16 protein-coding genes are annotated in these 21864 nt (G+C 72.5%); 14 read left to right on the top strand and 2 right to left on the bottom strand.

The genetic code is table 11. The features are described from left to right. Positions 1-162: 162 nt before the first annotated feature. Complete coding sequence (locus HD597_RS23855; protein ID WP_253744915.1) at positions 163-378, bottom strand: hypothetical protein; 216 nt, start codon at positions 376-378, stop codon at positions 163-165. 299 nt (positions 379-677) lie between these two features. On the opposite strand from HD597_RS23855, the gene HD597_RS23850 reads away from it, so the two are divergent. From HD597_RS23850 to HD597_RS23790, 13 genes are all read left to right on the top strand, one after another. Then, entirely contained in the window at positions 678-1022 is a 345-nt protein-coding gene (locus HD597_RS23850; RefSeq protein WP_253744914.1) for a hydroxyisourate hydrolase, read from the top strand. A gap of 6 nt (positions 1023-1028) precedes the next feature. Next, positions 1029-2801 carry a 2-isopropylmalate synthase gene (locus tag HD597_RS23845; RefSeq protein WP_253744913.1) on the top strand — a complete coding sequence of 591 codons (1773 nt, stop codon included), beginning with the start codon at positions 1029-1031 and terminating at the stop codon, positions 2799-2801. Between the two features lie 16 nt (positions 2802-2817). Beyond that, on the top strand, positions 2818-5598 hold the full coding sequence (locus HD597_RS23840; protein WP_253744912.1) for a helix-turn-helix transcriptional regulator: 2781 nt from the start codon (positions 2818-2820) through the stop codon (positions 5596-5598). 70 nt (positions 5599-5668) lie between these two features. Continuing rightward, positions 5669-5893, top strand: a complete 225-nt coding sequence (locus HD597_RS23835) for an acyl-CoA carboxylase subunit epsilon (protein ID WP_253744911.1) — start codon at positions 5669-5671, stop codon at positions 5891-5893. A gap of 80 nt (positions 5894-5973) precedes the next feature. After that, on the top strand, positions 5974-6891 hold the full coding sequence (locus tag HD597_RS23830; protein WP_253744910.1) for a hypothetical protein: 918 nt from the start codon (positions 5974-5976) through the stop codon (positions 6889-6891). A gap of 10 nt (positions 6892-6901) precedes the next feature. After that, a complete protein-coding gene (locus HD597_RS23825) occupies positions 6902-7867 on the top strand; it encodes a DUF1702 family protein (RefSeq protein WP_253744909.1) in 966 nt (321 codons plus the stop codon). A 169-nt stretch (positions 7868-8036) separates the two neighbouring features. Next, entirely contained in the window at positions 8037-9047 is a 1011-nt protein-coding gene (locus HD597_RS23820; protein WP_253744908.1) for a DUF1702 family protein, read from the top strand. Beyond that, positions 9044-10999: a CRTAC1 family protein gene (locus HD597_RS23815; RefSeq protein ID WP_253744907.1), complete on the top strand. Its 1956-nt coding sequence runs from the start codon at positions 9044-9046 to the stop codon at positions 10997-10999. The genes HD597_RS23820 and HD597_RS23815 overlap by 4 nt, the downstream gene beginning before the upstream one ends. 4 nt (positions 11000-11003) lie before the next feature. Further along, complete coding sequence (locus HD597_RS23810; protein ID WP_253744906.1) at positions 11004-11978, top strand: enediyne biosynthesis protein; 975 nt, start codon at positions 11004-11006, stop codon at positions 11976-11978. Continuing rightward, positions 11975-17695, top strand: coding sequence for a type I polyketide synthase (locus HD597_RS23805; protein WP_253744905.1), 5721 nt, complete (start codon positions 11975-11977; stop codon positions 17693-17695). The genes HD597_RS23810 and HD597_RS23805 overlap by 4 nt, the downstream gene beginning before the upstream one ends. A gap of 2 nt (positions 17696-17697) precedes the next feature. Continuing rightward, a complete protein-coding gene (locus HD597_RS23800; RefSeq protein WP_253744904.1) occupies positions 17698-18126 on the top strand; it encodes an acyl-CoA thioesterase in 429 nt (142 codons plus the stop codon). Positions 18127-18147: 21 nt separating this feature from the next. Next, entirely contained in the window at positions 18148-18678 is a 531-nt protein-coding gene (locus tag HD597_RS23795) for a flavin reductase family protein (RefSeq protein WP_253744903.1), read from the top strand. Beyond that, positions 18678-20054, top strand: coding sequence for a cytochrome P450 (locus tag HD597_RS23790; RefSeq protein ID WP_253744902.1), 1377 nt, complete (start codon positions 18678-18680; stop codon positions 20052-20054). Before HD597_RS23795 ends, HD597_RS23790 begins: the two co-directional genes overlap by 1 nt. Positions 20055-20152: 98 nt before the next feature. On the opposite strand, the gene HD597_RS23785 is transcribed toward HD597_RS23790, so the two are convergent. Next, entirely contained in the window at positions 20153-20920 is a 768-nt protein-coding gene (locus tag HD597_RS23785) for a helix-turn-helix transcriptional regulator (protein WP_253744901.1), read from the bottom strand. Positions 20921-21360: 440 nt separating this feature from the next. Here HD597_RS23785 and HD597_RS23780 point away from each other — a divergent pair, with 440 nt between their 5' ends. Then, positions 21361-21864 carry a SigE family RNA polymerase sigma factor gene (locus HD597_RS23780; protein ID WP_253744900.1) on the top strand — a complete coding sequence of 168 codons (504 nt, stop codon included), beginning with the start codon at positions 21361-21363 and terminating at the stop codon, positions 21862-21864.

Here is a 21864-nt window from a genome sequence, read left to right as displayed (position 1 = left end):
CCAGCGGTCCAGCACCCCCCGTACGGCCGCCCGACAACGGGGCGGCCGAGGCGATCGGGCAGCAACTGCTCGCAGCGTGACACCTGTATGCCTTGGGCGGACCCTGGTTTGGTTGTGGAGGATCGTACATCGCTGGGCGATGCGTTACCAGCTACTTGACGGCTACTCCCACGGGGAGTCGCCGGTCAGCTCCCAGGGCGAGTCGCCGGTCAGTTCCCACGGGGAGTCGTCGTCGAGCTCCCAGGGGGAGTCGGCGGCGGAGGGCGTCTCCCACGGCGAGTCGGCGGAGGCGGGGGACGCCAGGCCGGCGATGGAGCCGAAGATCGCGATGATCGAGACGAGAATCAGAGCCGCCGTCCTGCTGATGCGAGTAGCCATTTCGACCTACCTCCGAGTCGTGATCCGCATCGGTTGGTGCGTTCGGCGACGACGCTCACGGAGGGCGCAATTCACTTCGCATCGCGCGGCTTTCGAGGGAATATCGGCGCTGGTCAGCGGGGCGCGCCATTGTTTCGCGATGGCGTTCCATCGGGGCGCCTTCGCGCCGCTATCGCCTGGCGATAGCGATTCGATAGAACGCGAAAGGGGCCGCGATAGCCGCGATCTGCATGGTGAACGAGTACCCGCGGGCGACAGGCCCGCGGCGGCTGGTTTCTAGCCCTGATGGGTGTGGTGACATGGGAATCTCGGTGGAGGCGCAGGACGCGGTCTACGGCCGCCCCGCCGCCGGCATGGAGGTGCGCCTCGAACGCATGGCCGACGCCCGCTGGGTGCTCGACGGGAAATCCGAGATCGGCCACGAGGGCTATGTCCGAGAATGGCTGGCGCTCGATCTGAGCCGCGGCCTCTACCGCATCGTCTTCAGCGGGGAGCGCTATTTCGGTGCGCTCGGGCTCAGCTCCGCCTATCCGGAGATCAGCGTGGTCTTCCGCCTGCCGGGTGATCAGGACGCGAGCGTGTACAAGATCCAAGTCTGGCTCTCGCCGTATTCCTATTCGACCAACTTCGGCTCGAGGATCTGATCGACAATGAAAGCCTCCAGGTACAGCTCGCCGCCCCGGATCCCGCTCGACGGCCGCTCCTGGCCGGACGCCATCCTCAGCGCGCCGCCCCGCTGGCTCTCGACCGACCTGCGTGACGGCAACCAGGCGCTGTCCAGGCCCATGTCGCCCGAGCGCAAGCTGGTCATGTTCGACCTGCTCGTGGGCATGGGCTACACGGAGATCGAGATCGGCTTCCCCGCCGCGAGCCGGGACGAGCACGACTTCGTGCGCCTGCTCGTCGAGCGCGACCTGATCCCCGACGACGTGGTGATCTCGGTGCTGACGCCGGCGCGGGAGGACCTCATCGAGGCCACGATGGCGAGCCTGCGCGGCGCCTCCAGGGCCACGCTGCACCTCTACAACGCCACCTCGCCGGCCGTCAGGCGGCTGGTGCTCGGCGTGAACCGCCAGGAGTGCAAGGACCTGGCCGTCCACGGCACCCACCTGGTCATGAAATATGCCGACTCCCTGCTCGACGGGTGCGACCTGCGCTTCCAGTACTCGCCCGAGCACTTCAACGACACCGAGCCGGACTTCTCGCTGGAGGTCTGCGAGGCCGTCATGGACGTCTGGCAGCCCGGCCCCGACCGGCCGATCACCCTCAACTTCCCGACCACCGTCGAGCGCTGGACGCCGAACCTGTTCGCCGACCAGATCGAGTGGATGGACCGCCACCTGAGCCGCCGCGCCTTCCGCTGCCTGTCGGTGCACCCGCACAACGACAGGGGCACGGGCGTGGCGGCGGCGGAGCTGGCCATGCTGGCGGGCGCCGGGCGCGTCGAGGGCTGCCTGTTCGGCAACGGCGAGCGCGCCGGCAACGTCTGCCTGGTCACCCTGGGGCTGAACCTGGCTGCTCAGGGCGTCGACCCGGGCATCGACTTCGGCGACCTGGACGGCGTGCGCCGCATCGTCGAGGAGTGCACCGGCATCGCGGTCTCGCCGCGCCACCCCTACGGCGGAGACCTGGTCTACACGGCCTTCTCCGGCGGCCACCAGGACGCGATCAAGAAGGGCTTCGACGCGATGGCCACGCAGGCGGCGGTCGCCGGGCGCGACCGGTCCGAGCTGCCGTGGGCGGTGCCGTACCTGCTGGTGGACCCGCAGGACGTGGGCCGGACCTACGAGGCGGTGGTGCGGGTGAACAGCCAGTCCGGCAAGGGCGGCGCCGCGTACGTGATGAGCTCCCGCTACGGGATGAACCTGCCCAGAGGGCTGCAGGCCGAGTTCGGCCGGCTCGTCCAGACGCTGGCCGACGACGCCGGCGGCGAGGTGGCGCCGGAGCGGATCATGGAGGCGTTCGCCGACGAGTACGTCGTGCCGCACGTACCGTCGTTCGAGGCTCCCGGCGCGGTGGCCACCCTGCACATCGACGGCGACCCCGACGGCGCCGACTGGACGGCGACGGTCTCCTCGCTGCGGTCGGCGCTCGAGCGGCGCGGCCTGGTGACGCGGGTGGTGCGGCTCATGGGCGGGGCGTCGGTGCGGCGGGACGAGGAGATCGCCGTGTACGCCGAGTGCGAGCTCGACGGTGACACGGTCTGGGGGGTGGGCATCGAGCCGGACGTGTGCGCCGCCGCGCTGGCCGCCGTCGGCTCCTCGGTGACCAGGGCCCGGCGTGACGGCCTGCTCCCGGGCGGCGCGTGCGAGGACACGCACGGGGACGCGCACGGGGACGCGCACGGGGACGGGTCTGACGACGGGCGCCTCGGCCGGCGGCTCGGCCCGCCCAGGCTCAGACGCGTGATGGCGAAACGATAGAGATCGGGATCCGGCCATGGCACTGATCGAGCGGCAGGAAGAGCTGTCATGTCTTGAGACACTCATCGCCGGCGCGGCGCTGGGCGAGGGGAAGATCGCCCTCGTCAGCGGCCCGCCGGCGATGGGCAAGAGCGCGCTGCTGGATGCCCTGGCCGAGCGGGCGATCGACGTGGGCGCCCTGGCGATCACGGCGACCGCGTCCAGGATGGAGCAGGGCCTGCAGCTCGGCGTGCTGCGCCAGCTCATCCAGGACGCGCCGCTGGTGCGGGGGGAGCGCGAGCGCGCCGACCGCCTGATCGAGGAGGGCCGCAGGAGCGCCACCGAGCGCGCGGGCAGCGAGCTGCTCCTGGAGGAGCAGGTGGTGCACGCGCTGATCACGGTGCTGCTGGAGCAGGCGGAGCGCTACCCGCTGGTCGTTCTCGTCGACGACGTGCACCACGCCGACCGGGCCTCGCTCATCTGCCTGGCCTACATGGCGCGCAGGGTCAGGGGCTCCAAGGCCGTGACGGTGTTCGCGCACAACGACGGATTCCCGCGCGACGACCTGTTCGGCACCGACGTGCTGCGCCTGCCGCACTGCCGCCGGCTGAGCCTGTCGCCGCTGTCGCGCCGCGGCGTGGCCGCGCTGATGGCGGGCCGGGTGGGCCTGGGCGCCGTGGACCGCTTCATCGGCGAGTGGTACGCGCTCAGCGGCGGCAACCCCCTGCTGGCCGGCGCGCTGGCCGAGGACTACCGGAGGTTCCTGCGCACCGCCGACGCGCCGCCCGCCGAGCTGGTCGTCGGCGAGCGGTTCGACGAGGCCGTGCGCGAGTGCCTGGGGCGCGGCCGGCCGCGTACGGCTCAGGTGGCGCAGGGGCTGGCCATCCTCGGCGGGCGCGAGGGGCTGGAAGAGCTGCTCGGGCTGCCCGGCATCGACGTCAGCAGGGAGCTGGACGCGATGGCGGCGATCGGCCTGCTGGAGGCCGGCGCGTTCCGCCACGAGGCCGTCAGGTCGGCCGTCCTGGCCGGCACCGAGCTCGCCCGGCGGCGCGAGCTGTACCGGGGCGCGGCCGAGCTCGCCTACACCAGGGGCCTGCCGCCGTGCGTCGTCGCCGACCTGCTGCTGCACGCCACCACGTTCGACGCCTCCTGGGTGGTGCCCACGCTGGAGGAGGCCGCCATGATCGCCCTGCGCGAGGGCCGGGTCGAGGAGGCCATCTCCTACCTGAAGCTGGCCTGGCGCGAGTGCGCCGACGAGTCCCGCCGCGCCAAGATCATGACGATGCTGGTCCGCGCGCAGTGGCGGCTCAACCCCGCCGCTCCCGCGGGCCACCTCGACCTGCTCACCGAGGCCCTGACCAAGGGCAGCCTGCGCGGCAGCGACGCGATCGTGCTGGCCCGCGCCCTGCTGTGGCATGGCCGCTTCGAGGACGCCCGCGAGGTGCTGGAGCGGCTGACGAACGAGATGGACGCGGCGGACCACGAGGCCCGCGCCGAGCTCCTGGTCACCCAGCTCTGGCTGCGCGCCACCCACCCGCCGCTCGTCGCGCACACCCGTTACCCGCGTAAGGCGGACGTACTGGCCGGCATGGTGTCGGGGGCCGTCAGCAGGCGGATGGAGTCGACCCTGGCCCTGGCCGAGGTGGTCACCCGCGGCCCGCGCGAGGCCAGCCTGAGCACCGTCGAGCGCATCCTGGAGAACACCCACCTGGACGAGATGTCCATGGACGTGGTGGAGAACTCGCTGCTCGCGCTCACCTACGCCGGCCGCTGCGGCCTGGCGGCCCCGCTGTGCGACCAGTTCAGCGCGGAGGCCTCGGCCAGGCAGGCGCCGAGCAGGCAGGCCAGGCTGGCGGCGATCCGCGCCGAGATCTCGATCCGGCAGGGCGACCTGCCCGCCGCCGAGCGGCACGCCCGCACCGCGCTGGAGACGATCCCGATGAGCAGCTGGGGCGTGGCCATCGGCGGCCCGCTGGCCAGCATGATCTACGCGCTCACGGCGATGGGCCGCCAGGACGCCGTGCGCGAGTACCTCGACCGCCCGGTGCCGAAGGCGATGTTCCAGACCAGGTACGGCCTGCACTACCTGCACGCCCGAGGCCGCCACAACCTGGCCGCCGAGAGCTTCACCCTGGCCATCCACGACTTCCTGCGCTGCGGTGACCTGATGACCGCCTGGGGCCTGGACAACCCGTCCATGATCCCGTGGCGGGCGGACGCGGGTGAGGCGTGCCTGCGCGTGGGCCAGGAGGAGGAGGCCATGCACCTCGTCGAGGGCCACCTGGCCGCCTGCGATCACGCCGCGCACCGCGCCAGGGGCATCGGCCTGCGCCTGCGGGCCGCGGGCGCCGAGCCGCAGCGCCGCCCCGCCCTGCTCCGGCAGGCCACGGAGTACCTGCAACTGGCCGGGGACACGTACGAGCTGGCCAGGGCCCTGTCCGACCTGGCCGAGGCCTACGACGCGCTGGGCGACGGCAGGCGCTCGCGCACCATCGCCGGCCGGGCCCTGGCCGCGGCGGAGGAGTGCCACGCCACCCCGTTGATCATCGCGCTCAGCCGGGCGACGGAGCCGGACGACGTGCCTGCGCCGCTGTCCGGCGCCCTGACGGGCGCTCTGATCGGCGCGCTCAGCGGGGCCGAGCGGCGCGTGGCGGCCCTGGCGGCGGCGGGATACACCAACCATGAGATCGCCGACAAGCTGTACATCACCGTCAGCACGGTCGAGCAGCACCTGACGAGGACCTACCGCAAGCTCAACATCACCGGGCGCGCCGACCTCCCCCTGATCCAGGAGTTCGGCGACCAGCCCCGGACCTGAGAGCGGGGCCCTGAAGGCAGGGCATCCGCGAAGTTGCCGCCGCCCGCCCGCGCGGGTGATCGTCGATGGTATGGAGCTGACCGTGGTGCGGGGCAGGGCGACCCCCGAGGAGCTGGAGGCGGTCGCCGCCGCCATCGCCCGGTGCGTGACGCGCAACGCCCGCGCGGCGCGGGGCGAGGAGGACCGGGACACGCGGTGGGCCGCCTCCGGGCGGCCGTCGCGCGGGCCGCTGCCCCCCGGCGGGCGCGACGGCTGGCGACTGAGCGGCTGGTCAGCCGGGCGCGATCTGTGGTGATCAGGGTGCCGCGGGCCGTTGCCCGAGATCACCTTCCGGCTCATCCTGAGGACGACGATCGGCAACCGCGGAGGTCCGGGATGAGCGAGACGGCGAGGGTCGAGGTACGACCGGCGGGCACGCAGGCGCCGCGCAGGAGATGGCTGCTGGTCACGCTGAGCTGCCTGGCGGGGTTCCTGCTCACCGTCGTGTGGTCGGCGAGCTTCGTCGACACCACCATCGGCGGCGCCGTGACCGACACCCTGCTCGGCGAGGGCGCGGGGGAGCGGCCCCTGGCGGGTGCCGCGGCCGGCGTCGTCTTCGCCTTCGTCAGCGGCCTGGCCGGCACGTTCACCGCCTGCAACATCGCGGTCTTCGGCGCGGTGGCGCCGATGGTGTCGGAGGGCGGGCAGACCAGGCGCCTGCTGGCGCCGCTGGGGTGGCTGGGCGCGGGCATGACCGCCGTGTCGGCGCTCTACGGCGCGGTGGTGGGGGCCGTCGGCGTCGCGATGCCGCAGTTCTCCACCGCCCAGAACGTCGCCGGCGCCCTGTCGCCGCGCAGCATCCAGTCGATGGTGGTCTTCGGCGTCATCGGCCTGGCCATGCTCTACCTGGGCCTGGCCGCGATCGGCCTGGTGCCCGACCCGTTCGCCCGCGCGCCGCGCGCCCGCCTGGTGTTCCTGGGCGCGCTGATCGGCGGCTTCCTCATCGGCCGTCCCTTCCCGCTGTTCCGCCACCTGTTCAGGCACGCGGCGGAGAGCGGCAACCCCCTGTACGGCGCGGCGGCCTTCACCCTGCAGTCCCTGGGCAACGTCGTGCTCATGGCGGTGCTGTTCCTGATCGTGGCGAGGTACGGCGGCGGCCTGCGGCGCTGGCTGCAGGCCGAGCCGGGCCGCGTCGCCGCGGTGACCGCCGCCACCCTGATCGTGGCGGGCGTGTTCACCTTCCTGTACTGGGACCTGCGGCTGCTGGCCCGCAGGGAGATCATCCCCTGGTATCCCGTAGCGCCGTGGTCCTAAGGAGGCGACCATGTCCACGTTGCTAGGCTCGCTGCGCAGGCTCGTCCTGGCCCCTTCCCTGGAAGAGGTGACGTTCGCCTGGCGCGGCTTCCCCGGCGTGTCCTCGGCGGCGACCGCCCGCCTGGAGTCCATCCCCCAGGCCGTGGTGTGCGGCTTCGAGTGGGGCATCGAGGCCCGTGACCAGTGGGAGGTGGAGCGCAGGCTGGCCATGGTGGATTCGGAGCTGCGCGGCTTCGCCTACGAGGGCGCGACCATGGCGTTCACCGTGCGCGACGTCATGCCGGGCGGGGGCGCGCACCGCACCCGCGACCTGCTGCTCGGCCCCGGCCAGCCGCACATCTTCCTGGCCTACATCGGCATCGGCTTCGCCATGGCGCGCCTGCCCCGGCCGCTGTGGAAGAAGGTGCTGCCCGACCTGTCCGGCACGCCGTACCACCCGACGATGAGCTGGCTGGCGGTCGACGGGTACGGCTTCGACCTGGCCTACTTCCACACCCGCACGTGGGTGGAGGGGCAGCGGGTGCCGGAGCCGTACCCGTGGCTGGGCGATCGCGGCTACTTCACGCGCGCGGCCGACCAGGGGATCGGGCGCGCGCTGTGGTTCATCCACGGGGCGCGGGCCGGCGACGTGTCGGCCGCGGTGCGCGCCTTCGCCTCGCACCGGCAGGCCGACCTGTGGAGCGGCGTCGGCCTGGCCGCGACGTTCGCGGGCGGCTGCGACGGCCAGGCGCTGGACGCGCTGGGCGAGGAGGCGGGCGAGCACCGGGCGCACCTGGCCCAGGGGTCGGTGTTCGCGGTGAAGGCGCGCCATTACGCGGGATTCCTGCCGGCGCACAGCGAAGCGGCGGGCGCGGTGCTCACCGGCCTTTCCGTGCCGGACACGGTCGCGCTGGCGGACGACACGGCCGACGGCGACTACGAAATCTGGCGTGGCCGTATCCGCGCGCATTTCTCCACGGAGAAAGCCGGCCGCTGACCCGCTTCGTTTTCCCCCTGGCTCGACGCGTGGCTCGATGCTGCGCTGGAAACGCCCTCTGAGCTGAGCAAATCCGGAGTTGTCCGACTGTCGGACCGGATGGGCTAATTAGTAGGAGTTTATCTGACCTCAAGGTTGGAGGGCGATTTTGGCCAGTGTGTTGCGGTCATTGAGGCAGAAAATCCTGACGCCGAACATCAGGGAGACCACGCTGGAAAAGCGTGGTTTCCCGGTGAAGGACGCGGCGGCCAAAGAATTGCTGGAGACCGTCGGCGAGAGCTTTCTCGCCGGCTACGCCCACGCCGTGGGGGCGGGCAGCCTCTCCGAGGCCGAGCAGCGACTCGAGCAGGTGCCGGCGAGGTTCAAGGGCTTCGCCTACGAGGGCGCGGGCATGGGCCTGGCCGTCCTGGACTGCCTGGCCTTCTCCGACCTGCGCAGGACCCGGCAGTTCCTGAGCGGCGCGGGCGACAGGCACAACTACATGATCTACGTCGGGATCGGGTGGGCCATGGCGCGGCTGCCCCGCTTCCTGTGGCCGTCGAGCCGCCGGCTCGACCCGCTCCTGCTGTGGCTCGTGCACGACGGCTACGGCTTCCACCAGGCCTACTTCCACACCCGGCGGTACGTGTACGAGCAGTACCAGGAGCCCCGCTTCTCCTGGCCGCCGGGGTACGAGAGCTACGCCGCCCGCGCCGTCGACCAGGGCATCGGACGTGCCCTGTGGTTCGTCGGCGGCACGGACGTGGAACGGGTCACCTCCCTGATCGACGGCTTCCCCCGGGCGCGCAGGGCGGACCTCTACGCCGGGACGGGCCTGGCGGCCACCTACGCCGGCGGCGCCGGCGAGTCCGAGCTGCGCGAGCTGCGCCGGCGGGCGGGCGAGCACGCGCCCCAGCTCGCCCAGGGCAGCGCGTTCGCCGCCGAGGCCAGGATCCGGTCCGGTCTGCTGTGCCCGCACAACGAGCTGGCCGCGCAGGTGCTGTGCGGGACGAGCGCGCTGCGGGCGGCCACGCTCTGCCGCGAGACCCGGCCCGCCACGCCCGAGCCCGCGCCCGGGCCCACGCCCGGGTCAACGCCCGGGCCCACCGCCGCGCCGGCGCCCGGCGCCGTGCCCGCGTACGAGACGTGGCGCGCCCGCATCGCCGACAGTCTTCACTCCTTTGGAGGTGTTACCCCGTGACAGTGGTGGCCGCATGGCTGCGCAGGCAGCTCGCGGGCGTCGTCGCCCTGGTCCTGATGATCGCCGTGTTCCTCGTGGGCCGCCCGACCTTCGCGTCGCAGGCGGACCGGGAGCAACTGGCCGGCGCGTACGGCTTCGCGCCCATGAGCATCGCGATGCCGGGCGGGGCTCCCCAGCAGACGATCCGCAAGGTGAACAAGGCCTACAAGCACATCGACGCGTGGATCTCCTCGGTCGGCGCCGCGATCGCGATGAACGACCTCGACGGCAACGGCCGCGACGACGACCTCGTCATCGTCGACACCCGTACCGACCAGGTGGTCGTCACCCCGGCCCCCGGCCAGGGCGCCGCCCGGTACCAGCCGTTCGAGCTCGCCTACGGCTCCCTGCCGATGAACGAGGCCATGGCCCCCATGGGCGCCGTCCCCGCCGACTACAACCAGGACGGCCGGACGGACCTGCTGGTGTACTGGTGGGGCCGCACGCCGACGCTGCACCTGCAGCGCTCGACCGCGACCACGCTCGGCGCGGACGCCTTCCACGCCGCCGAGCTCGTGCCCGCGGCCTCGGGCGGCGGCGCCTACCGCGGCGAGCTGTGGAACAGCAACGTGGCCACGGTCGCCGACTTCGACGGCGACGGCAGGCCCGACGTCTTCGTCGGCAACTACTTCCCCGACGGCAGCCCCGTGCTCGACAGCGGCAAGGACGGCGGCGTCGAGATGAACGACTCGCTGTCCAACGCGGTCAACGGCGGCAGGAACTACTTCTTCCGCTGGACGGCCGGCACCTCCGGCGACCAGCCCTCCGCGAGCTTCACCAAGCTCGACGACGTGCTGCCCCCCGACCTGTCCACGGGCTGGGAGCTCGGCGCGACCTCGGTCGACCTGGACGGCGACACGCTGCCCGAGCTGATGCTGAACAACGACTTCGGCCACGACCACCTGCTCTACAACACCTCCAGGCCCGGCGCGATCTCCTTCACCCGGGTCCAGGCCCCGCACGGGCCCGGCGTGCCCAAGTCCAAGATCCTCGGCAACGACTCCTTCAAGGGCATGGGCTCCGACGCCGGCGACTTCAACCACGACGGCATCTTCGACTTCTTCGTCAGCAACATCACCACGCCGTTCGGCATCCAGGAGAGCAACTTCCAGTTCGTCTCCACGGCCAAGGACAAGGCCGAGCTGCGCGCCCAGCTCAAGAGCGGCGCGGCGCCCTGGCAGGACCTCAGCGCGGAGCTGCGTACCGCCTGGTCGGGCTGGGGCTGGGACCCGAAGATCGAGGACTTCGACAACGACGGCCGGAAGGAGATCGTCCAGGCGACCGGCTTCGTCAAGGGCGACGTCAACCGCTGGCCGCCGCTGCAGGAGCTGGCCGCCGCCAACGACCAGGTGACCAGCAACCCGAAGTCCTGGCCCAACGTCACCGAGGGCGGCGACATCGCCGGCAGCCAGACCCTGGCGTTCTTCGCGCCGGGCGGCGACGGGCGTTACGCCAACCTGTCCGGGGAGCTCGGGCTGGCCGTGCCGGTCCCCACGCGCGGCATCGCGACCGGTGACGCCAACGGCGACGGCCTGATCGACTTCGCCGTCGCGCGGCAGTTCGACGCGCCGATCTTCTACCAGAACACCAGCACCTCCAAGGGCGCCTTCCTCGGGCTGCGGCTCACCCATGAAGACCCCGCCGCCCAGGGCGCCGGCTCGCCGGTGATCGGCGCGCAGGCCACCGTCACCACCCCGGACGGGCGCGTTCACGTCGGCCGCGTGGACGGCGGCAGCGGCCACTCCGGCAAGCGCGCGCACGCCGTCCACCTCGGCCTGGGCCAGAACGTGACAGGACCGCTGAAAGTGCACCTGACCTGGCGCGACCGCACCGGCCAGCCGCGCAGCCAGGACCTCCAGCTCACCCCCGGCTGGCACGCCGTCCAGCTCGGCACGACCGCGAAGGAGAAGTGACGACATGGCAGACAAGGCGGTCACCAAGAAGCCGGGTCACGATCCGAAGGTCATCACCGCGCTGCGCAGGTTCGCCATCTCCATCACGGTGTTCAACATCCTCGGCTACACCTGGTTCGGCTTCGAGCAGCCGTGGACCTGGCCCTTCGTGGCACTGGCCACCGGCTACACCGTGGAGATCGTGCTGGAGGTCATCGGCGCCCGGGCGGAGGGCAGGGCGCCCAGGTTCCTCGGCAACGGCGCGCGCGGCCTCATGGAGTTCCTGCTGCCGGCGCACATCACCTCGATCGCCCTCAACATGCTGACCTACGTCAACGACCAGGTGCTGGTCATGATGTTCGGCGTCGTCGTGGCCGTCGGGGCCAAGTGGGTGCTCAGGGCGCCGGTCCGCGGCCGGCTGCGGCACTTCATGAACCCCTCCAACCTCGGCATCGCGGTGATCCTGCTCGTCTTCCCCTGGGCCAGCATCGCGCCGCCGTACCACTTCACCGAGAACGTCCACAACCCGATCGACTGGATCATCCCGGCGGTCATCATCGTCGGCGGCACCATGCTCAACGGCAAGCTGACCAACCGCATGTGGCTGATCGGGGCCTGGGTGGGCGGCTTCGCGCTGCAGGCGGTCGTGCGCGGGCTCCTCATCGACGACATCTCGATCCTGGGCGGCCTGTCCATGATGACGGGGGTCGCGTTCATCCTCTTCACCAACTACATGATCACCGATCCGGGCACCACGCCGTCCAGGCCGCTGTCCCAGGTGGCCTTCGGCGGCGGCGTCGCCGTCGTGTACGGCCTGCTGATGGGCATGAACATCCCCTACGGGATCTTCTTCGCCACCGCGGCCGTCTGCCTCATCCGCGGCGGCTTCCTCTGGGCGCTGCACATCGTGGACCAGGCCAGGGCGCTGGACGCCGCCAGGGTGACCGCGGCCGCCGAGCAGGCGGTCCTCGCCACAGGGAGAGAGGTCGCGAAGGCATGACGAAGATCGCGATAGTCGGCATGGCCTGCCGCTACCCCGACGCCGCCTCCCCGCGCGAGCTGTGGGAGAACGCCGTCGCCGGGCGCAGGGCCTTCCGCCGGCTGCCCGACACGCGCATGCGGCTGGAGGACTACTGGAACCCCGATCCCGCCGCGCCGGACACCTTCTACGCCAGGACGGCGGCGGTCATCGAGGGGTACACCTTCGACAGGCTGGCGCACCGGATCGCGGGCAGCACGTACCGCTCCACCGACCTGACCCACTGGCTCGCGCTGGACATGGCCGGCCGCGCCCTGGCCGACGCCGGTTTTCCCGAGGGCAGCGGGCTGCCGCGCTCCCGCACGGGCGTCGTCGTGGGCAACACGCTGACCGGCGAGTTCACCCGCGCCAACGTCATGCGGCTGCGCTGGCCGTACGTCAGGCGCACGCTGGCCGCCGCGCTCAAGGAGCAGGGCTGGGACGACGACCGGCTGGCCACGTTCCTGGCCGGCTACGAGGCGGTCTACAAGGACCCGTTCCCGCCCGTGGACGAGGACACCCTCGCCGGCGGGCTGGCCAACACCATCGCCGGGCGCATCTGCAACCACTACGACCTGCACGGCGGCGGCTACATCGTGGACGGCGCCTGCTCCTCCTCGCTGCTGTCGGTCGTCACCTCGGCCAAGGCGCTGAGCGACGGCGAGCTCGACGTGGCCGTCGCGGGCGGCGTCGACCTGTCCATCGACCCGTTCGAGGTGATCGGCTTCGCCAAGACCGGCGCGCTGGCCAAGGGCGAGTTCCGGCTCTACGACCGGCACTCCAACGGCTTCTGGCCCGGCGAGGGCTGCGGCATCGTGGTGCTGATGCGCGAGGCCGACGCGCTGGCGGCCGGGCACCGGATCTACGCCACGGTCGCCGGGTGGGGCATCTCCTCCGACGGCAAGGGCGGCATGACGCGGCCCGAGGTCAAGGGCTACCGGCTGGCGCTGGAGCGTGCGTACGAGCGGGCCGGGTTCGGCATCGAGACCGTGTCCCTGTTCGAGGGGCACGGCACGGGGACGGCCATCGGCGACGCGACCGAGCTGACCGCGCTGTCGCAGTCCAGGGCCGCCGCCGACGCGTCGGCGCCGCCCGCGGCGGTCGGCTCGATCAAGGGCATGATCGGCCACGCCAAGGCGGCGGCCGGGGTGGCCGGCCTCATCAAGGCCGCCATGGCCGTGCACGAGCAGGTGCTGCCGCCGACCATCGGCTGCGTGGACCCGCACCCCGTGCTCAGCGAGGAGCCCGCCGCGCTGCGGGTGCTGCGCCAGGCCGAGCCGTGGCCGGACGGCCGCCCGCTGCGCGCCGGCGTCACCGCCATGGGCTTCGGCGGCATCAACACCCACGTCGTGCTGGAGGCCGAGGCGCCAAGGCGGCGCATGTCCAGCAGGACCAGGGCCCTGGCCACCGCCCAGCAGGACGCCGAGCTCTTCCTCTTCGACGCCGCCTCCTGGGAGGAGCTGCGCGCCCAGGTGGCCGAGACGGCCGCGTTCGTGCCCGCCGTGTCCTACGCCCAGCTCGGCGACCTGGCCGAGACGCTGCGCGGCAGGCTGCGCGGCCTGCCGTACCGGGCGGCGGCGGTCGTCGCCTCGCCCGAGGACGCCGAGCGGCAGCTCGGGCGGGTGCTGACGGCGCTCGACTCGGGCGAGAGCGAGCTGTTCACGCCGGACGGCAAGGCGTGGCTGCGCCGCGCCGCGGCCAGGCCCCGCGTGGGCTTCCTCTTCCCCGGCCAGGGCTCGGGACGCGGGACGGGCGGCGGCGCGCTGCGCAGGCGCCTGCCGTGCGTGGACGAGCTCTACCGCACGGCCGCCCTGCCCGCCACCGGCGACATGGTGGCCACCTCGGTCGCCCAGCCGCGCATCGCCACCGGCTCCATGGCCGGCGTCCGCGCGCTGTCCGCGCTCGGCATCGAGGCCGAGGTCGGCGTCGGGCACAGCCTGGGCGAGCTGTCCGCGCTGTGCTGGGCCGGCGCCATGGACGAGGGCGCGCTGCTGCGCGTGGCAGGCAAGCGCGGCAAGGCCATGGAACGGCACAGCGACTCCGGCACGATGGCCGGGCTGCGCGCCGGGCCCGAGGCCGCGCGCCGGCTGATCGGCGACCTGCCCGTGGTGATCGCCGGATACAACTCGCCGGGACAGACCGTCGTGGCCGGCCCCGTGGCCGCGATCGAGCAGGTCGGGCAGAACGCCACGCGCGAGGGTCTCACCTGGACCAAGCTCAACGTCTCGCACGCCTTCCACTCGCCGCTGGTCGCGCCCGCCGCGCAGGCGCTGGGGGAGGCCCTGGAGGGTGAGCGGTTCACGCCGCCTGCCCGCCGCGTGGTGTCCACGGTCACCGGCGCCGAGCTGAACGGCGACACCGACGTCACCGCGCTGCTGCTGCGCCAGATCACCGCGCCCGTGCTGTTCGCCCAGGCCGTACGGGCCGCCGCCGACGGGCTCGACCTGCTCGTCGAGGTGGGGCCGGGCCGGGTGCTCAGCGGGCTGGCGGGAGAGCTCACCGACGTGCCCGCGGTCGCGCTGGAGACCGACGGCGAGTCGCTGACGGGGCTGCTCGGCGTCGTGGCCGCCGCCCACGTGAGCGGCGTGCCCGTCGCGCACGAGGAGCTGTTCCACGGCCGCCTCGTCCACCCCCTGGAGATCGGGACGGAGTTCTCCTTCTTCGCCAGCCCCGCGGAGTCCGCGCCGAAACCCGTCGTCAAGGCGGTCGCCAGGCCCGTCACCAAGGAGCAGCCCGCGCAGCGGAGCGCGGAGCGGACCGGCGAGTCCACCACGGACCTGCTGCGCCGGCTGGCCGCCGAGCGCGTGGAGCTCCCGCTGGAGCTGGTCACCGCGGACAGCAAGCCGCTGGACGGGCTGCACCTGAGCTCGGTCACCGTCATGCACATCCTCGACCAGGCCACCCAGCACCTCGGCATGCCCGCCGTGCACCTGCCCAACGTGGCCACCGCCACCCTGGGCGAGCTCGGCGAGGCGCTGGACCGGCTCGCGGCCGAGCCGCGCGACCAGCGGGCCCGCGGCGTCGCCGCCGCGGCCACGTGGGTGCGGCCGTTCACCGTCGACCTGGACGAGCTGCCGGTGCCCCGGCGGGTGGCCAAGGAGCAGCAGGGCCGGTGGGAGCTGTTCGCGCCCGCGGGCTCAGCCTTCGCGCAACCGCTGCGGGAGGCGCTCGAACAGGAGAAGGTCGGTTCAGGTGTGCTGGTGTGCCTACCGCCGCACTGCGCGATGGAGGATCTGGAGCAGGCACTGCTCGGCGCCAAGGCCGCGCTGGCGGCGGGGCCCGGGACCCGGTTCGTCCTGGTCCAGCACGGCAGGGGGGCCGCCGGGCTGGCCAAGACGCTCCACCTGGAGGCCCCCGGGCTGCGCACTACCGTCGTGCACGTGCCGCAGGCGCCGGAGCTGATCGGGAAGGTGGTCGCCGAGGTGGCCGCCACCTCGGACTTCTCCGAGGTCCGCTACGACGCCGGCGGCGTGCGGCGCGTCCCCACCCTGCGCGTGATGCCCGCCCGCCAGGAGCGCGAGGAACACCCCCTCACGCCGGACGACGTGCTGCTCGTGACCGGCGGCGGCAAGGGCATCACCGCCGAGTGCGCGATCGCCATGGCAGGCGGCGCGGCAGGCGGCGCGGCAGGCGGCACGGCAGGCGGTGCCAAGCTGGCTCTGCTCGGCCGCTCCGACCCGGCCCAGGACGAGGAGCTGGCCGCGAACCTGCGCCGCATGGCCGAGTCCGGCCTGACCGTCCACTACGTCAGGGCCGACGCCGCCGACGCCGGCCAGGTGCGGCAGGCCGTCGAGGAGGCCGAGCGGGTGCTCGGCCCGGTGACCGCGATCCTGCACGGCGCCGGCTACAACGCCCCCGCCGGCATCGCCGGGCTCGGCCTGGACGACTTCGCCCGCACGTTCGCCCCCAAGGTGGACGGCCTGCGCAACGTGCTCGCCGCGGTGGACCCCGGCCGGCTGCGCCTGCTGGTCACCCTGGGCAGCATCATCGGCAGGGCGGGCCTGCAGGGCGAGGCGCACTACGCCACCGCCAACGAGTGGCTGGCCGAGCTCACCGCCGAGGCCGGAGCGGGCCACCCGGACCGCAGGTGCCTGTGCCTGGAATGGTCGGTGTGGTCCGACGTCGGCATGGGCGAGCGGCTGTCGGTGGTGGACCGGCTCACCGAGCAGGGCATCACGCCGATCCCCGTCGATCAGGGCGTGGAGATCATGCGCAGGCTCGTCACCGACCCCGGCGTCGAGGGCGTCGTGGTGATCAGCGGGCGCACCGAGGGCGTCGCCACCGTCAGGCGCGACGAACCCGAGCTGCCGCTGCTGCGCTTCGTCGGCACGCCGCTGATCCGCTACCACGGGGTGGAGCTGGTCAGCGAGGTCGAGCTGAACGCCGGCACCGACCTCTACCTGGCCGACCACCTGCTCGACGGCAACCTGCTGTTCCCGGCCGTGATCGGCATGGAGGCCATGAGCCAGGTGGCGTGCGCCGCCACCGGCCGCCAGGAGGCGCCGGTCATCGAACGGGCCGCCTTCAGCCGGCCGATCATCGTCCCGCCGGGGGCGAGCACGGCGCTCAGGATCGCCGCCGCCGCCACCGGCGACGACACGGTCGCCGTCACCATCCGCAGCGCGGAGACCGGGTTCGAGGTGGACCACTTCAGCGCCGAGCTCCGCTTCGACGCCGGGCCCTGCCCCGAGGGGCCGCCCGGCCAGATCCCGGACGGGCTGCCGCCGGTGGCCCTCGAACCCGACACCGACCTGTACGGCCAGGTGCTCTTCCAGGGCGCCCGCTTCCAGCGGCTGCGCCGCTACCACCGGGCGGCGGCCCGCCACGTGGACGCCGACCTGGCGGTGGAGCGGGACGGCTCGTGGTTCGCCGGATACCTGCCCGGCGGGCTGCTGCTCGGCGACCCCGGCATGCGGGACGCGCTGATGCACGGCAACCAGGTCTGCGTGCCCGACGCCACGCTGCTGCCGACCGGCATCGACCGGGTGCGCCCCGGCGGGCTCGCGCTGGACGACCTGGACGAGGTGCGCTACTGCGCCGCCGAGCGGAGCAGGGACGGCGACACCTACGTCTACGACATCGCGGTACGTGCCAAGACCGGCGAGCTCGTCGAGCGCTGGGAGGGGCTGCGCCTGCAGGCCGTGCGCAAGCAGGACGGCCGCGGGCCGTGGGCGGCGCCGCTGCTCGGCCCGTACGTCGAGCGGCGGCTCGGCGACCTGGTCGGCGCGAGCGTCGCGGTCGTCGCCGAACCCGGCGACGACCTCACCGACCTCGCCCGGCAGCGCCTGCACACCACACCTCCCGGCACCACCGCGCTGGCCCACGTGCCGGGGCTGACGCTCTGCGTCGCCGGCGCGCAGCCGGTGGCCTGCGCGATCACGCCGGTCGGCGGCGGAGCGCAGGAGCCCGCGCACGCGGTGCCGGAGGAGCAGGCCGCCGCGTACGCCGAGGTGGCCGGGCGGATCGCCGCGCAGGCGGGGGAGAGCGGCGACGTCGCCGAAGCCCGCGTCCGCGCGGTGGTGGCCTGCCTGCGCGGCGCCGAGCTCACCGCGGCCGACCCGCCGGAGCTGCACGCGGACGCCGGCGACGGCTGGATCGTGCTGGCCGCGGCGGGCGCCCGCATCGCGACCCTGGCGACCACCGTACGGGGCCTGAACGACCCCGTCGTGCTCGCCGTTCTCACCGAAGGGCGGCCCTGACGATGGAGAAGTACTTCGAATATCGCCACACGGTGGGTTTCGAGGAGACCAACCTCGTGGGCAACGTCTACTACGTCAACTACCTGCGCTGGCAGGGCAGATGCAGGGAGATCTTCCTGAAGGAGTGCGCACCCGAGGTGCTCGCCGACCTCCAGGACGACCTCAAGCTGTTCACCCTCAAGGTCGACTGCGAGTTCTTCGCCGAGATCACCGCCTTCGACGAGCTGTCGATCAGGATGCGCCTGATCGAGCTCGCCCAGACCCAGCTCGAGTTCGGCTTCGACTACGTGCGTGTCGGCCCCGGCGACGGCGAGCTGCTCGTCGCGCGTGGCCGGCAGCGGGTCGCCTGCATGCGGGGGCCGAACACCAGGACCGTACCGGCCAGGGTCCCGCCCGCGCTGGTCGGCGCGCTCGAACCGTACGCAGCCTAGACGCCGATCCAGGAGGTCAGCGTGCACGTCTCCTCATCTACCGCACTGACCGAGAGCGTGACCGACAGCGCGGCGCTGCGGCACGCGTTCGGCGCCTTCGCCACCGGCGTCACCGTGGTGACGACGGGCGGTCCTGTCCCTCATGCCATGACGGCCAACTCCTTCACCTCGGTCTCGCTCGACCCGCCGCTGCTGCTGGTCTGCGTCGCCAAGTCGGCCTCGATGCACCGCTTCCTCGGTGACAGCTCGTTCTTCGGGGTCTCGGTGCTGGCCGCCCACCAGGAAACCGAGGCCAGGCACTTCGCCAACCGCTACCGCGAGACGGGCGCGGCCCAGTTCGCCGCGGTCGACGTGGTGCCGGGCGAGCTCACGGACGTGCCGCTCATCGCGGACGCCGCCGTGTGCTTCGAGTGCGACCTGTGGCGCGCCTACGACGGCGGCGACCACACGATCTTCCTCGGCAAGGTGCTGTCGATGCGGCAGCGCCCCGGCAGTGACGGGCTGCTGGTGTACCGGGGCAGGTTCGCCTCGCTCGAACAGGCAGCGGCGTGATGGTCGTCCAGGTCCCGCCGCAGGCGGCGCCGGCACGCGTGCGTGCCGCGCCGCCCGGCCCGCCGCTGTGGGCCGGCCCCGCCCTGTTCAGGCAGCTCGTCTCGGACCGGCTCGGGATGTTGTCCGGCGCCGTGTCCAGGTACGGCGACGCCGTGAAGCTCACCATCGGCCCCAAGAGCCTCTACCTGTTCAACCACCCCGACCACGCCAAGCACGTGCTGGCCGACAACAACGCCGGCTACCGCAAGGGCCTCGGCCTGGCAGAGGCCAGGCGGGTCCTCGGCGACGGCCTGCTGACCAGCCACGGCCAGGTGTGGCGCGACCAGCGCAAGTCGATCCAGCCGCTCTTCCAGAACAAGCGGCTGGCCAGGCAGGACACGGTCATCGCCGAGGAGACGGGCAGGCTCGTGGCGCGGCTGCGGGCCCGGGCCGGCGCCGGGCCCGTGGACGTGGCGCACGAGATGACCGCGCTCACGCTCGGCGTGCTCGGCAGGACGCTGCTGGAAGCCGATCTCGGCGCGTACGAGTCCATCGGGCACGCCTTCGAGGGCGTCCAGGACCAGGCGATGTTCGAGATGGTCACGCTCGGCGCGGCGCCCTTGTGGCTGCCGCTCCCGCTGCACCTGCGCTTCCGCCGCTCACGCCGCGAGCTGCACCAGATCGCCGACGCGCTGGTCGCCCACCGGATCGGGCATCCGACCGACGGGGGCGACCTGCTGTCCCGCCTGATCGCCTCCGCCGGGCAGGCCCCCGACGCGCGGGCCGCCCGCGACCGCCTGCGCGCCGAGCTGATCACGATCCTGCTGGCGGGGCACGAGACCACGGCCAGCACGCTGTCGTGGGCCTTCCACCTGATCGACCGCCATCCCGGCGTGCGGGAGCGGCTGCGGGAGGAGGCCGTCACCGTGCTGGGGGACCGGCCGCCGGCGGTGGACGACCTGCCCAGGCTCACCTACACCACCATGGTGCTGGAGGAGGTCATGCGGCTCTACCCGCCGGTGTGGGCGCTGACCCGCGTCGCGGTGACGGGCGACGAGGTGGGCGGGTACCGGGTGCCCGCCGGGGCCGACGTGCTGATCAGCCCGTACACGCTGCACCGGCATCCGGCCTGCTGGCGGGAGCCCGAACGGTTCGATCCCGAGCGGTTCGCGCCGGAGGCGCGCTCCGACCGGCCCCGGTACGCCTACATCCCGTTCGGCGCCGGGCCGCGGTTCTGCGTCGGGAGCCACCTGGGGATGATGGAGGCCGTGTTCGTGCTGGCCTCGGTGGCGCGCGAGCTGCGGCTGACCGGTCTTCCCGGGCGGCCCGCGGTGCCCGAGGCGATGTTGTCGCTGCGGGTGCGCGGCGGGCTGCCGATGACCGTCAGCGTTCTCTGAGTGCTCTGGGAGCGCGACCGCGCTCCTACCCGGCGTGAAAAAGGGCCGCGGGCGGTGATCTCCTCACCGCCCGCGGCCCCGCGCGTCAGCGATCGTTCTCACCCGTCGCCCTCCTGGTTCCACGCGGACAGCACGTCGCGAAGTGCGAGCAGGTGGGGCGGGTCGAAGCTGCTCATGGGCCGCAGCGTGATGTCGGCCCGCTGGGCGCCGGCGTGCTCGCCGACCGCGATCGGCCCGCGGCGCGCCACGCACAGCGAGACCTCGGTGGTGGGCGGCAGGTTGACGGCGTCGTCGCAGTCCTCGGCCACCGACTGGGCCAGCAGGTACCAGTGGCCGGCCGGCACGTCGTCCATGACGAACGGGCCGGGACTGTTGAGGACGGTGTAGCTGGCCGGCTTGCCCTCCAGGAGCTGCCCCGCGAACATGCCCGCGAAGACCGGCCTGTCGGGCAGCGGCGAGGTGACCGTGCCGTGGACGGTGGCGGTGCCGCCGCCGCTCGACCGGCTCGCCCCGCCCACCACGCTTCTGCGCGGGACGCTCAGGACCTGGCGGTACCGGCTGGGTGACAGGCCCACACTGCGCGTGAACCGGCTGCTGAACGTGCCGACGCTGGAGTAGCCGACCTGGTGGCTGATGTAGGCGATGTTCAGCGAGGTCGAGGCGAGCAGCCGCTTGGCCTCGCGCAGCCGCACCGCCGACAGGAACCGGCCGGGCGACAGGCCCGTGACCCGCTGGAAGACCCGCGAGAAGTGGAACTTGCTGAACATCGCGGTGTGCGCCATGTCGTCGATGGTGATCTGCTCACCGAAGTTCACCTGGATGTCCTCGATCACTCGCATGACCGCTCGTTCAATGACGTCGTCCATGTGGCCTCCCGCTTCCGGATCGGCCGGTGAGGCGTGCATTCCGGATACGCGTCGATAAATGCTCTTCGGAGGTACACGCGCTGAGCTCGCGCCAATGCTGCACGGTTCGCGAAATAATTCCCGAGAAAATCGCTGGGTCATTGCCCGGTGTCTCGCGGTGATTTTTCCTTGCAAAATCCTGTTGATTGTTGTCAACTGGCCGGAGAAGGCCGGAGTGCGGGGGAGGGCCGCGGTGGCGGCCCGGCAGGGTGCCCATCACCCGAGCGTATGAGCGCCCCCTGCGCAATGAAGCGGCCGCGGCGCGGAAATAGGGGTCGAGCCGTCGCAATTAGGGGTGCCCGCTCGAATAAGGGCGCGCCGCGCGCCTATAGGGGTTGTGCCGCATAGTACGCCGATCGATTCTCTGGATATCGACCGACGGGAAAACCGGGGGAGCGATTATGGCCGAAGGGCGGGGCGAACACGAATTCACGTGCTTCGTCCAGCGGACCAGGCCCGCGCTGAGGCGGATCGCCTTCGCGCTGTCCGACGACTGGCACGAGGCCGACGACCTGGTCCAGCGGACACTCATGACGATCTTCCTGCGCTGGCCGGAGCTCGACCGGCGGGACACGATGGCGCCCTACGCGCGCCGCGTCATGACCCGGCTGCTCATCAGCGACCGCAGGTCGTCGCGATGGACCAGGGAAGTCCTGTTCGGCGTGCCGCCGGAGGCCGGCGCCGCCCGCGACCCGTACGTCCCCGTGAGCCAGCGCATGGTGCTGAGGGACGCGCTGGCCAGGCTCGGCCCGCGCCAGCGCGCCACGATCTTCCTGCGCTTCTGGGAGGACCGCAGCGTGGAGGAGACCGCGCAGGTCCTGGGCAACGAGTCATCCACGGTACGCAGCCAGACCGTCCGCGCGCTGAACACCCTGAGGGACGCGCTGGACGCCTCATCCACCTAA

This window comes from Nonomuraea thailandensis (assembly GCF_024172165.1).
Lineage (GTDB): Bacteria > Actinomycetota > Actinomycetes > Streptosporangiales > Streptosporangiaceae > Nonomuraea > Nonomuraea thailandensis.
Note: the sequence above shows the minus strand (reverse complement) of the source record. Positions and strands in the feature narration are given on the sequence as shown.